The 13,360-nt window shown below is 60.2% G+C and carries 11 protein-coding genes; 3 read left to right on the top strand and 8 right to left on the bottom strand.

The genetic code is table 11. The features are described 5' to 3' along the window. Nucleotides 1-256 precede the first annotated feature (256 nt). Nucleotides 257-952, top strand: a complete 696-nt coding sequence (locus HBE63_RS21140; protein WP_166906499.1) for a GntR family transcriptional regulator — start codon at nt 257-259, stop codon at nt 950-952. 60 nt (nt 953-1,012) lie between these two features. Here HBE63_RS21140 and HBE63_RS21135 read toward each other — a convergent pair whose 3' ends face one another. The 5 genes from HBE63_RS21135 to HBE63_RS21115 all read right to left on the bottom strand — a co-directional run bounded on the left by HBE63_RS21135 (nt 1,013) and on the right by HBE63_RS21115 (nt 9,082). Further along, entirely contained in the window at nt 1,013-2,587 is a 1,575-nt protein-coding gene (locus HBE63_RS21135) for a hypothetical protein (protein ID WP_166906498.1), read from the bottom strand. A 64-nt stretch (nt 2,588-2,651) separates the two neighbouring features. Continuing rightward, the gene (locus tag HBE63_RS21130; RefSeq protein ID WP_166906497.1) at nt 2,652-2,981 is read right to left on the bottom strand and encodes a M48 family metallopeptidase; all 330 of its coding nucleotides are present in this window, start codon (nt 2,979-2,981) and stop codon (nt 2,652-2,654) included. Next, nucleotides 2,981-5,926 carry a type I restriction endonuclease subunit R gene (locus tag HBE63_RS21125; RefSeq protein ID WP_166906496.1) on the bottom strand — a complete coding sequence of 982 codons (2,946 nt, stop codon included), beginning with the start codon at nt 5,924-5,926 and terminating at the stop codon, nt 2,981-2,983. The genes HBE63_RS21130 and HBE63_RS21125 overlap by 1 nt, the downstream gene beginning before the upstream one ends. Further along, nucleotides 5,923-7,230 (bottom strand): restriction endonuclease subunit S, encoded by a 1,308-nt coding sequence (locus HBE63_RS21120; protein ID WP_166906495.1) that lies wholly within the window; start codon nt 7,228-7,230, stop codon nt 5,923-5,925. The genes HBE63_RS21125 and HBE63_RS21120 overlap by 4 nt, the downstream gene beginning before the upstream one ends. Then, nucleotides 7,217-9,082, bottom strand: coding sequence for an N-6 DNA methylase (locus HBE63_RS21115; RefSeq protein WP_243858204.1), 1,866 nt, complete (start codon nt 9,080-9,082; stop codon nt 7,217-7,219). The genes HBE63_RS21120 and HBE63_RS21115 overlap by 14 nt, the downstream gene beginning before the upstream one ends. 80 nt (nt 9,083-9,162) lie before the next feature. Between HBE63_RS21115 and HBE63_RS21110 the strand changes: the two genes are divergently transcribed. Together HBE63_RS21110 and HBE63_RS21105 are read left to right on the top strand one after the other, a co-directional pair. Next, complete coding sequence (locus HBE63_RS21110; protein WP_166906493.1) at nt 9,163-9,780, top strand: SLATT domain-containing protein; 618 nt, start codon at nt 9,163-9,165, stop codon at nt 9,778-9,780. Next, nucleotides 9,767-11,053, top strand: a complete 1,287-nt coding sequence (locus HBE63_RS21105) for a nucleotidyltransferase (RefSeq protein ID WP_166906492.1) — start codon at nt 9,767-9,769, stop codon at nt 11,051-11,053. The genes HBE63_RS21110 and HBE63_RS21105 overlap by 14 nt, the downstream gene beginning before the upstream one ends. Before the next feature lie 332 nt (nt 11,054-11,385). Here HBE63_RS21105 and HBE63_RS31745 read toward each other — a convergent pair whose 3' ends face one another. The 3 genes from HBE63_RS31745 to HBE63_RS21090 form a co-directional block, all read right to left on the bottom strand. Beyond that, entirely contained in the window at nt 11,386-11,520 is a 135-nt protein-coding gene (locus HBE63_RS31745) for a hypothetical protein (protein WP_256367888.1), read from the bottom strand. A 280-nt stretch (nt 11,521-11,800) separates the two neighbouring features. Next, nucleotides 11,801-12,799, bottom strand: a complete 999-nt coding sequence (locus tag HBE63_RS21095) for a DUF3039 domain-containing protein (protein ID WP_166906491.1) — start codon at nt 12,797-12,799, stop codon at nt 11,801-11,803. A 39-nt stretch (nt 12,800-12,838) separates the two neighbouring features. Continuing rightward, nucleotides 12,839-13,237, bottom strand: coding sequence for a helix-turn-helix domain-containing protein (locus tag HBE63_RS21090; RefSeq protein WP_166906490.1), 399 nt, complete (start codon nt 13,235-13,237; stop codon nt 12,839-12,841). Nucleotides 13,238-13,360 lie beyond the last annotated feature (123 nt).

The following is a 13,360-nucleotide window of genomic DNA, read 5'->3' as shown; positions in this document are numbered from 1 at the left end:
CTTTCGATCGTCTGGCTGCCATGGGCCTGTCTATGTCTACTCACTGTATAGACAAAAACTAGACAAAAGCAATCATCGATCTATGTAGTTGGCACTCCGATGAAGGTGATGACGCCGGTGTGACATCTAGGGGTAGAGGTTTCTGCTGGTCACAACCCAATCGGCGCGCTCAGTTTGGGTCTGAGCTTTTGCGATCGCCAGGCGAGTACTCTGGCTAGCTATTGGCTAGACGTATCGATCGAGTGGCAGGTGGTCTGTGTTAAATCTTGGTCAGATCGACCGGGACAATGGTGTGCCTCCTTATGAACAGATCGCGCAGTTCCTTCGGGTGGCTATCACGTCCCGTCAGTTAGCTCCTGGCGAGCGGCTACCGGCGGAAACAAAGCTTGCCAAACATTTTGGCGTCGCGAGGATGACCGTCAGGCGGGCTGTGCAAGAACTCCGCGGTCAAGGTCTTCTTGTGCCGGCCTCTGGCCGCGGATTGGCGGTTAGGTCAGCAGCGTCGATCAGGGAACTGTGGCCTCAGGAACCTGGCTACCCAACCGAGGCGGTCATTCCTGACTTCATCACCTGGGGGGATGCAGCACCGTTGATCGCCCAGGCGGAGAACATACGGACGCGAATGTACGTCTTGGATGGGGATCTGCGGGAAATTGGACTGTCTGCGGGCGATCCGGCAGTGGTCAACAAGCTCCTTGGAACGCTTGCTGGCATAGGAATGGCCGAGGCTGACGTGCTCGGAGCATTGGCCATTCGTCTCAATATCTACGCTGCTGACTACGAGCATGCAAACGAGATCTTCAACGCGATGAAGGTAGCTCAACGGGCGTTCGCCGACGCCTGCGGTGCGGTGCAGTTTGCTGCAAAAACGTTGCAGGACAACACATTAGCTAATCCCAGTTCCCCGTCGACCGTGGCGGCGGAGCCGCAATCCAGTGGTGTTGAGGACTAGTGTGACGCGTGGAAGTGGTCGCCTCTGTTGTGAAGGTGACGGGCCGTCATTCTCTGAATTTCAGAGCCCGTAGAGCTTCAGCCCGACATGATCGACGATGAAGCGCTCACCTTCGGAATCCATTGCAAAGTAGACGCGACCGACCTCGTTCGGTGATGTGTTGTCACCCAACTTAAGGTGCGGGAGTCGACTGTGCGATTTGCCGTCGAATTCGAACGAATCGAGCCGATGCTTGCTCATGTACTGGTCCGTCGAGGCGAGATTGAGTTCCCACTCATGCTTGAACCAGTCGTCCGGAGCCATACCGAGCTGGCATCCGAGACGCCGATACTCGGTGGCTGCCTTGGTGAGTGCGATGAGGGCCTCACGCATGAGGTCGACATGTGGATAAGCGTCACGCTTCCATGACTGGTGCGCGTTCCGAGTGAAAACTATGGCGCCGTGCCCCTGCTTCTCGAGGTATGAGGCCAGATCGGCAAGGTCGGTCGGGTCGAGCTCTGGTGCCTCCGCCCAGTCAGCCACGCGCACCCCGCTCGACTGGCGGGCGCGTTCGGCTTCTTGTTTCCAATACGCGGCTTGTACCGCTTGCGCCTTGTATCGGTCCCGTTCTTCCTCGACTTGCTTAAACCACGAGTCGTATTGGCTGATCTCGTCCTGCAACTCTCCGATGGCTATAGCCTGTGCCTCAAGTTCTTTGGAATTGTCGCCTTGGGATTTTGCGGCGGCGAGATCGGCTGCGATCTGTGCGTTGCGCGCGGTCCTTCGAGCCCCCTCAGCCCTGCGAAGCAACTGATTCACACCGCGAACCGTTACAGAGACGGAACTCAACATCCGCAAGAGACGGCCCGGCGCGAACGCCACCTGATCCGCCGCGAATGCCGGGTGCCTCAGCGACAGTTCGGGCCAGACGAGACGCGCACCGCCCCGGGGAATAGATGCGTCAATCTGGTCCAACCTGTCGGCGAGCAGTCGTTGTGACCGTGCATCGACCGCGAGGACGGGTGCGAGCCCGATCAGTTCGCCGGCGGCCTTGCGCGCCAGTTGCGCGCCAACGTCCTCGCTCCCGTCGACGAGCAGGATCGGCAGGAGGCGTCCCTCTGCGGACAGCGCCTCCCACACAAAGTCCGCGTGTTGCGGGTTCACCCAGTTGAACCGCCCGTCAACCCGACTGGGTCCGGACCAGTACTGCAGGTCGCGGTCTCGAAGAAGCAAGACAAGGAGATACGGCCGGCGAAAAAAGTCGATGCCTGTCGGCGCAAGGACGCCGTCCAGCGACTCGCGCCCCAACTCAATCCTCACGGCAGTCCCGTCGCCTTCCGTGAAAACCGTAACCACACAAATGAAGTCCGCTCGGCCACTACGACTGATCTCGGTTCTCACCGCGACGACTAACGCTGTTACGTCAGGAGTGCCTTCGGTGGACCAGGAGACGCGGCTGTCGTTCCGGTCCTTGTGGTCGCTGACGAGAGTGATCGTTCCGTCGGTTTGGAGAGCCTCGGCATCCAGCGTCGGAGTGTGCTCGAAACTCAGCCACTCCGCGAGGTGGCGCTTAACGCGGTTACGAACATCCGTCGGCGTCAGGTCGGAACCTTCGCTGGGACGTATATCGACCTCAACGACGTACAGGAGTTCCACTACCCTGCCCTTTCCCGAATCTCCAACCAGGCGTTAGCGGGGAGCTCCAACAACTCCGCGGAAATCATCCGCGTACCTCCCTGGTTGGGCTTGATGCTTCCAGCTCGCGCCAGCCGGGGACGAGCGCAGTCATCATCGCGGTGAAGGCTTTTCCGTGGGAGCGGTAGCGCAAGTGGAGCAGTTCATGGACGACGACGTAGTCCTGGAAAGCAGCTGGCGTGTCAACGAGGTCTTCCGCCAACGTGATCGTGCCGTCTGGCGCACATGAGCCCCACTTCGTCGTTAGCTCGGCGATCACGATGCGCGAGGGATTCACTCGAACCTTGGTTGCCCATGTCATCGCCTTGCGGGTGAGCAATTGGTCGGCGGTGAGTGGCATCTTTGGCTTCGCCATCAGACCTTCTCCAGCACGTTCATGACATTGTCGATGATCTCGCCGCAGGACTTGGCAGGGACGTGGCTATCCAGCAGCGGTTTGTAGAGCCCACTGCGTAGGCGGCGCCGCTCATCGGGATTCTGGCGCCAGTGGGGGAACTGATCCACCGCCACATCGATGTTCACCGCGACCCACTGGATGTCGACCTTCAGCTCACTCAAGGAACGCTCGGTACTCAAAGCCGAGTAAATGCCGAAGGCGCGATCCGACAGCCCGCTCGCTTTGGCAAACTCACGCAGGCGGTCCTTCTCCTCTGCGATGGCCTTGAGCTCATCGAGCGCGGCCAGACCGTTGATCTTGCGCTGTTCGAGATTCTCAATGACGCGGTCGGCCTTCTCCCTGATGCTCTGCAGCGCCACCGCGGCGACCGGATTATCTTCCATCTCCTTGCGTAAGCCGCGCAGCAGGTTGTAGACCTTCTCCTCGGGCGGTCCGTTGTCCCTACCCAGTGCCTCCAATGTTGGGACATCGAACGTGGCAACCTTAGTGAACCGACCTAGGCCTTCCTGAGTTGCGGTTTCCTCGATCAGGCGCTTCGTCTTGTGCTCCAGATCGGCGGTGAAGGTGGTTGCCTCCGAGTAGGCGTTTCGCACGGCCGCGTAAAGAACAGATAGGCGCTTGTATGTCGTGATGTGATCGCGCAACTCTGCTGATGGCGAGAGGATCTCCCACAACGACTCGATGTCGCGGTAGTCGTCGAAGAACTTCTTACGCTCATCCTCCGAAATGAACTTGCCGTAGACGATGCCCTCCAACTGCTGGTCAGCATCTTTGCTACCCGTGACCTGCAGGTACTCGGTGGAAGCGGCGTCGATCTTTACCAACAGGTCCGCCATCAAAACATCGAGGTCTTCGAGTGCCCCTTCGACGTCGGCGGAATCGAACCGCAGTGCCTTATGAAGCTCCTTCAGGATGCCAACGAAGTCGACGACGAGACCGACCTTCTTCTGCACACCATCGCCGTCAACATACGGTCGGTTCACGCGCGCGAGCGCCTGGAGGAGGACGTGATCACGCATCGGCTTGTCGAGGTACAAAGCGTACAAAATCGGCGCGTCGTAGCCGGTCAGCAACTTGTCGGTGACGATTAGGATCTTGGGCCGCTGATCGGCCTTCTTGAACTGCCGCCGCACCTCTTTCTCGCGGTCATCGGAAAGCTGGAGATGATGTACGTCGGGACGGTCGACGACATCGCTCGCATTCTTGCTGTACACCACCTCGGACCAATCGGACGGCAGCAACTCATCGAGCGCGCGCTTGTACTTCGCGCACGTCTCCCGGTCGACCGCGACCAGAAACGCCTTGTACCCCAGCGGATTTACGTTCTCCTCGAAGTGGTTCGCGACGAACTCAGCCACCTGCTTCACGCGGCTATCAGAGCCCAGGAAGGTACGCAGTCCGACTGCTCGCTGCAGTACCTTGTTGAGTTCATCGATGTCGGTGACAGCCTCATCGGACGCCAGGGCGTAAAACTGGTCGTCCAAGTCCTCTGGTGCCATGGACATCGACGACGGTGCCAGCATGTATTTGATCGGCAGAGTGGTCTCGTCGTCGATCGACTCGATGATCGAATACTTGTGTAGATAGCCCTTTTCGTCCTGTGATCCGAAGATCTGGAACGAACCTGAGCCGCCACCTTGCGTCCCTCCGACCGGCGTGCCCGTGAAGCCGATGATCGTCGAGTTCGGTACCGCCGCCATGAGGTACGAGCCCAGGTCGGCGGCAACTGAACGGTGTGCCTCGTCGATGAAGACGAAGACGTTGTCCCGATTCGAGCTGTCCTTCCGGATCGCCTCGAACTTGTGGATCATTGACACGACCAGCCCACGGAAATCGGAATCGAAGATGTCCTGAAGGTCGCCCCTGCTGTTGGCACGCCGAACCGGGATGTCATTGGCCTGCATCTCGCCGAGCAACCTGTCGACCCACTCCTTGAGTTGTCCCTCAAGCTCGGTGCGGTCAACAACGAGGATGACCGTTGCATTCTTGAAGCGGTCCTTCTGGCTGAGGATCAGCTGCGCAGCCGTCAACAGGGTGAAAGTCTTACCGGAGCCTTGCGTGTGCCAGATCAGCCCCCGGTTCTTTGCTGGGTCGGCGCACCGTTCGACCACCGCATCGACTGCGCCGCGCTGGTGCTCGCGGAGGACAGACTTCTTAGTCTCGCCATCTTCGACGTAGAAGAGCACCCACTCGCGCAAAGTGCGCAGGAAGTCACGCGGCTCGAAGAACGCCTGCACGGCATCGCGGTAGGATTCGTCGCTCGTGTGCTTCCACCTAAAGAGCATGCGGCGGTTGATGTTCCATGTCACGCCATACCAGTAGTCGATCAGGTGGGTCTCGTTGTGGAGCTGGGCCTGAGCCAAGAGCTCTGGCGTCTCCACCTCGTAACGCCGGAGCTGGGTCACCGCTTTGGTCAGAGCGTCGCGGTCCTTCGGGTTCTTGTGCTCGACGATGGTGACGGGGATGCCGTTGACGACGAACATGACGTCCGCGCGGTTCCCCTTTGTCCGCGCCGGCGGCTCGACCTTCCACTCCCACGTGACGTGCAGCGCGTTCTCGTGGGGTAGATCGAAATCGACAACCTGGACCGGGCGTTGGCGCTGTTCGTTATCGTCGTGCCACTGACGTTCGCCTCGGAGCCAACGCAGCACCTCTCGGTTGCCCTCGATCGTGGCGGGCAGCGCTTCAATGCTCTCGATGATCGCGCGGGCCTGATCCTCGGTGAGCCACGGGTTGAACTGCCGGAGTTTGTTCTCCAGCACCTCGGGGAACAGCATGTTCGCCCGACCACGACGCCTGCCGTCGGCTTCCTCCGGCGCGAGTTGCTCCCAGCCGACGCCTGAGGCGTGCTTCACCATCGGGAACTGCACAGACTTGGCCTCAGAGATCTTGATCTGGCTCACGCTGCACTCCCATCGATTGACGGCAGAGCACTTAGGTCGAGGTCGTCCACCGAAATCTCGCCGGTCATCAGCTTGTGTAGCAACGACTTGAAGAGCTGGTCGAGTACCCGACGCTTACGGGTGTGCAAGTCGATCTTGCGGTCGAGGGCATCCAGCACCTCGACGATCTCCTGTTGCTCGCTAATAGTAGGCGGCTGCGGCACCATCATTCTCCGGAGAAAGCCGCACGTCAGCGCACCCTTCGTACTACCTCCGCCGGAAGCGACCGCACGTAGGTGGTCGTACTGAGTCTCAAGGTATGCGCGGATGAACTTTGGTTCAGCCTTCTGAAGATCCGTCTGAAGGTAGGCGAGGTGTTGGTTGATTGTTGCGCGGATGCTCAGGACCGCTGCATTGCCAAGGGTCTTGCCTTGCCCAGTGATAGCCACCAGCACTGCTCCCGGCTCAAGTACGGGCAGATGGCACTCCTTCAACGCAACGTCGGTGACGAATTGCTCTGCGTTCCGAATGTCACCGTCGTAGACCTTCGCGCTGTTGAGCCAGGGGAAAGTTCCACCGTCCCAGTAAGCGTCAGTCGCTCTTTTCGGGGTCGAACCATTCCCGATTCGACCGAGGTCACCCAATGGGAGGAGTTCCCAACTCTGAGGGATCGGACCGATCTCGGTCTCCTTCTGAGCTTCCTGCCGAAGCCCTCGCGTGAACAATTGGCGCATTGTCGCTGACTTCATCTCTATTGCCACCGCCATGGCTTGCTCCTCGACCATGGCCGTGAACTGGACGAGTTCCAGCGCATCCGCTAGGCGCGCTTGTGTTTTCGGGTCGAAGTCAGGCATGGGGAGGTCGAGCAGTAGTCGTTCTGGAACTCGTTGGCGACCGGTTGAACCCTCCATTCGCTCCGCGACGTGGTGACGTACGTCGGGATGAAGGAGGTAGAAAAACAGCAGGCGAGGGTCGGAATCCGCAGTCAGCGCATGCAGAGGTATTACCTCCGTGGTCGCGTAGCCGAAAGCCTGCGTCAACGAGCGAACGAGTGCCTGCTTCCCATTCTCGAACGAGGGTGTGATCTTGGCGACCAACACGTCACCGCGCTCGAAGTAGGTGCCGCTGGTGATCTCGCCCGGGGTCTTCGTCACAGCGGAGGCGGGCTCGTAGGTGCCACCTTGGGGTATTGCCTCCATCGGAAAGAAGGACACGGCGTCGCTCCTGGAGACAACGAGCCCACGAGGCTTCTTCGTCACGCCAAAGCGGTCGCCGATACGAGTCCATGGGCGACCATCCTCGAATGCTCGGTCAAGCAGGCTCATCGCAGACCCCCGCCAACAGGTCCGACAGCGCGCTGACCAAGCGATGGCTCTCGTTATCCAGGGCTTCCAGTTCGCTGACGAGGATGCTCACAGGCCGCACCTGCGTCTCGCTGGACCTGCTCGCCCACTCGCTGGGGTTGAGCTTGTAGTCCTTAGCTGCGGCCTGTGCGTTGTCAATGATGGCTACTTCACCGTCGGCAGCCTCGCCCGCGTTGTAGAGCTTTGCGAGTTCAACGACGTCGTCGTCGGCGAGGTGGTTCTTGGGCTTGCCCTTGGTGGCCCGCTTGCTCGCGTTGAGCAGGATGATCTTGCCCTTCTTGGACTCAGGCTTGCGCTTGTTGAGCACGACGATGATGCCCGCGGCGGTCGTGTTGTAGAAGAGGTTGTCGGGCAGCAGGATGACGCCCTCGATGAGGTCGTGGTCGACGAACCACTTGCGGATGTTGCGTTCTTTGTCCTCGTTCTTCGAGCCCGAGCCGCGAGTCACGGCACCGGTGTCGAGGACGACAGCCGCACGGCCGGTGTCCTTGAGTACCGAGAGCGTCTGCTGGAGCCAGGCCCAGTCACCCCTGCCTGACGTTGCGCCACCGTGTCTGATGAACCGGTCGTACGGGTCGTCCTCGAAAATGCTCGGGTCAAAAGGCTGGTTCCACATCGGATTAGCGACGACAAGATCGAATTGGTCGAGCGATCCCGACGACGTGCGGAACTTGGGATTGATCATGGTGTCGCCCCGGCGCAGGTCGACATCCATATCGTGGATGATGGCGTTCATCCGGGCGACGGCGTAACTCTCGGCCTGGAGCTCTTGGCCAAACAGCTTGAGCGGAACTTTCGCGGTCGGGTCCAGCTCACGTGCGATGAGCTGGAGCTTGATGAGCAGGCCGGCGGAACCGCAAGCGTAGTCATGGCAGGTCTGTCCTGGCTTCGGCCTCAGGATGCGCGCCATGAGGAATCCGACCTCGGTTGGAGTGAAGAACTCGCCCGCACTCTGGCCCGAGCCTTCTGCGAACTTCCGGAGGAGATATTCGTATGCGCGGCCAAGGAAGTCGGGCTGCACGTCGGCGAGGCCCAGACGGTAACGCGGGTCGGAAAAGGTCTCGACGACGGCATTGAGCTTGGCGGGGTTGATATCCCGCTCACCGTTGCGTTCAGCCGCGAAGTCCACGACGTCGATGACTCCAGCGAGACTCGGGTTGAATCGGACGACGGCTCGCACTGCCTTGGTGAGGTGCTCACCGATGTCGCGTGGTCGTGTAGACCGACCGCGCTCGTCGTCAGGCCAGTCGTACTGCGCGCGTCCACTGATGACGGCCCAACGCGCCTCGATTGGCAGGTAGAAGCGGAGCAGGCCGTGATCGTTGTCCGCGATCTCCAGCGCGACATGACGGTCGCCGTACTCCTCGGCGAGTCGGTCAATCTCGTCGTCAAAGACATCGGAAAGGCGCTTAAGGAAGAGCAGCGGCAGCAGGTAGTCCTTGAACTTCGGCGCGTCCTTCTCACCTCTAATCGAGCAGGCGGCGTCCCACAGCATCTGTTCCATCGGCTTGGTGGTCGGGGTCGCCGGCCTAGCTTGGCGGCCACGGCGGCGGGTGACTACTGCTCCTCCGGCAAGCGGGGCATCGCTGGCGTCGACGCCAGCATCCTCGGCCAGAGCGTTGATCTTGGCGAGCTGGGCTCGCTGCGGCTTGCTGGAACCGGCTTCCCACCTGTTCACCGTGGCAAACGAAACGCCGAGCCGCTCCGCCAGCTCGCCTTGGGTCAGATCTAGCGCAGCACGGATGGCCTGAAGGAGCGCGGCGAGGGTCGAGGATTCCGTCATGTATGTTATGTTTGCATAGTGATATAACAAATGCAACCCGCGTTTGGCCGGTTGACCAGGTAACCCGGAAACCGGCGCGCCGCCAGCGATCGTTCAAGGAGAGGAGGCGTATGGCAGAGTCAACGGAAGAGACTTCAGCAGCGGAAGGCAGCCCCGAACTGTTGCTCGCGCAAGTCCGTGAGTTGTACGGACGCGCTGCGTACACGCACAAAACTCACGAGAAGCAGGCAGATATCTGCTACCGAAAGTATTGGTGGCAGCGCCGTGGGGTTGTGGCCATGACAGCCGTTAGCTCGACCACGTTCGTGGCGTCGCTCCTCGGCCTGGCAAACGGGGAGCAGTGGGCGCCACTGGTCATCTCGTTCATCGCGTTGGTCGTCACCACGATGAATCTTGGCAGCAAGAACTTCAAGCACGGCGAGGAGATGCAGCAGCACCGTGACACGGCGGCAAAGGTGTGGGATGTCCGCGAGTCCTACCTGTCGCTCATCGTTGACCTTCAAGCGGGAGCGTGTTCGATGCAGGAGGGAATCGCACGACGCAACGATTTGCAGAAACGGTACTTCGCCATCCTCGGTGATGCTCCCCGCACAACCCCAAAAGCCTACGAGGCTGCGCAGGACGGTTTGAAGAACCGCGAAGACTTGACGTTCTCGGAGAGTGAGATCGACCAGATGCTGCCAATCCAGCTTCGACAGGGAAAGCCAGCAGCCGATGAAGGCAAGTGAGATTTTCGAGGGACTGCTCACGAACCTACAAGTCGACAATGCCGGCACCATCAGTGCACGCCGCGATGAAATCACCAAGGTTCTGAACAAGGAGTTCCGGAACCTCGACAGCTCCAAGGACCATCAGCTCATGGTGGGCTCCTACGGGCGCTTCACGGCAATTCGCGGCATTTCGGACCTTGACATGCTCTACGTCCTGCCGTCGTCGCTATGGGACAAGTACCAAGGAGAGGACGGACCCTCGGATGTCTTGTCGCGCACACGCGCCGCTGTACAAGCGCGCTACCCGACTTCCAGCGTGAAGGTTGACAGTCCGGTGGTCGTCGTGACGTTCCAGAATTTCATGTTTGAGGTACAACCCGTCTTCGAGCAAGAGGACGGTTCGTTCAAGTACCCCCATACGAAATCGAAGTCCTGGAAGGTCACCAAGCCGCGCGAAGAGATCAACGAGACCCGAGACTTCGACAGCATGACCAATCGCAATTTCCGCAAACTATGCAAGTTGGCGCGAGCGTGGAAGAACAAGCACGGCGTAGTCATGGGTGGGCTGTTGATGGATACCTTGGCGTACAACTTCCTTCAGAAGAACACCGAGCACCATTCCGCGACCACGACGACTTATGCCTTCATGGTCCGCGACTTCTTTGAGTTTCTGTCCGAGGAGGATGACCACGACCACTACCAGGCGCTGGGAAGTAAGCAGGATGTAAAGGTAAAGAAGAGGTTCCAGCGCAAGGCAAAGACTGCGAACGACTTGTGTCTCAAAGCGATTGACGCTGAGGGTAAGACGACGGTCAACGCGAAATGGAGGAAGGTCTTCGGCAAGCCCGTTCCTGCAGCCGACACCACCGCGAAGACTGCGAGCGCGTATCCGTTCGACAACACCGAAGAGTTCATCGAGGATGATTTTCCCGTGGATGTTCGGTACAACCTGACCATCGACTGCACCGTGACCCAAAGCGGCTTCCGCCCAGACACACTGCGCAGCATGCTTGCCCGACGGGTCTGGCTCAGACCACAGAAGACGTTGGACTTCAAAGTCGCGGAATGCGATGTGCCACAACCGTACAAGTTCAAGTGGAAAGTCTTGAATCGCGGCGAAGAGGCTGAGAAGCGAAACGAGATTCGTGGCCAAATCATCAATGAAGACAGTCGAACACACCGCGAGGCGACAAAGTTCCGGGGTGAGCACTACGTCGAGTGTTACGCCATCAAGAACGGCGTGATCGTTGCGCGAGACCATATCGAGGTGCCAATCACAACCGCCCCGTAAAACGAAAGGTAAGCCCTTCGCTCATCACCGCGTCGTGGTCACGACCAAACGCTGGGATCACTTGTGACACTTTGCGACGATCGCAGAGCGTCCGTCGTCGCTGAGCCCGGAGATGCTCTACGACGCCAGTTTCATGGCAAATGCGGGGGACCGGCCGTGTGGCGGTGCGCGGCACCACGGCCGTGGGGTAGCTGGGGGACGAAACACTCCATCGCTAGCGACATTCCGACGCGGAAAGACTGCTAGTGTAATGACAAGTCGTTCTCACGTGACCGAAACTCTTAGCGTTCAAGCCTTGTGCCGGGCAGCCCGTCGCTGCCAGGTGCCGCCGGTCAGCTCGGTCGCCGGCTTTCTTTCTCCAGCAGTGGGAGCAGGATCTCGGCGACCTCAGTCATGTTGTGCCGTGTCACCAGCAGCTTGAGGATCTGCTCCGGGGTCTGCGGCGGGTTGGTTCGGCGATTTGACATCTCTCTTGCAACGCACGCACGCCTGCATGCGGTGCGCTGACACTGTGTTGGCGGCGAACTGATGTGGGCGCATGACGGCGGGCGGGACGACCAGCGTCATGTACGCCGCATCGCCTCTTGGCGACATTGCACAACGAACGGCTCGCGGGTAAGGGCGCCCGGCCCTACGTGGACACCGGGGCGGGACGCACCCTCGGACGGCACAAGCAAGACCTCTGTGAGATGGCCCGGAGGCTGATCGATCAGGGAACTGGCTGATGGCGACGTGCGATCCGCGCCGCTACCTCGGGAGCTGACTCCACCGCGCGCTGCAGTCGGGGCACTGAGGTAGGCCGTCGGGTGTCTGCGTGTTCACGAAGAACACGCCACACATCGCCCGCATCGCGGTCCCTTCCACGACACTCTCGGCGATGTGCTCGCGGTGCAAGTAGTGGGCGACCCGTCCCGGTTCAGACTCTGCAAGGGCCCGGCGTCGCACCAGTTCATCAAGGTCAGTCACCCGTGCGGACCAGTGACCGGGCTCAGCGATGTTGCTGTAGGAGTCCTTGTATCGATCCCATCCTTGTTGCGGCGGATTGAGCGTGGTCAGCACCCTTACGGTGGCCTGCCAGAACAGCTGACTCCCTCCGTGGCGTGACTCCGGAATGATGTCAACGACGATCTCGTCCGCTTCGTAACCGTCGTCCCGTACCTCAACGACGGTGATGGTCACGGTCGCTATCGCTCCCTGCTGTGAGGCCGGATGCGGAAGCTCGAATTCCGTCTCTCCACCTCGCTGCACTTCGCATAGCGCGCCCGCAAGCTGCTGTTGAATCTCGAGCTCCCACTCGGTCAGCCGCAGCGCCGCTCGCTCGCGCTTCAGGAGACGTACGTCAGCCTCTGTTGGCATCCAACGCGACGGGTCGGAGTTGTCACGCGCGACGCATTGGTAGAAGTCGTCATGGTCCTCATGGCCACCTTTGGCCAGCCCAGCCACGAGGACCCAACACACGTCCAACTCGCGGTCGTGCCACACCCCACCTCGCCACTGGCCGGCCTTGATCTCCAGCAACGGCAGGTTGGTACTGGAGGCGATTGGACCGACGTAGTTGTCGTCTGCCGGATCATCGCCGAACGACGAAACAGCCTTGGCGAGAATAGGGTGCGGCAACTCCGACAGTGGGTGCAACGACGTCAATTCGCCCGTTTGCAAAAATCGCCGCGGGTGAGGTGACTCCCAGTCGGAACTGAGGTCCTCACGCAGCAGGCGGATCGTGGGACGGGCTCTGCGGAGTTGCACCAGGCCATGATGCCGCAGCGGGGACCGCGACGAGACCAGCTACAGCAGATCGGCGAGTTCGTCGATCGCACCTTCGCGAGTCTTGCTCTGCGATGCGAAACGCTCGGCGAGTTCACGACGGTCACGCTGGCGGCGCTCCTCGAAAACGATGAGATCACGCAGCAGTATGCGGCGATCGCGGCCGACGCGGTGGGACCCGATTTCACCTTGGTCGAGGAGCTTGTAGAGGTGGGTGCGACTCATTCCGAGACGCTCCGCGGCCTGGCTCGGACGGAGCACAGTCAGCGGGGAAACAGCGGCGAGGTCATCGCCGGCTCGCACGCAATCGATCACGCTTTGCAGGAGATCACGCATCTCGGGACCGACGCCGGTAGCGGCGAACTCGTCGAGCGCGTCGATCTGCTCAGCGGGGATTCCGTCGGTGGGGATGGTCTTCATGCGTCTGATCCTTTCACATCTAGATGGCACAAATGCGCTAGATGTCACAGATGAAACTACTCTCGAACGGGTGGATTGACAACTGAGATCCGCTATGGCGGTCGTCACTGGTGCTCTCCCTGG

Source organism: Mycobacterium sp. DL440, from assembly GCF_011745145.1.
Taxonomy (GTDB): domain Bacteria; phylum Actinomycetota; class Actinomycetes; order Mycobacteriales; family Mycobacteriaceae; genus Mycobacterium.
Note: the sequence above shows the minus strand (reverse complement) of the source record. Positions and strands in the feature narration are given on the sequence as shown.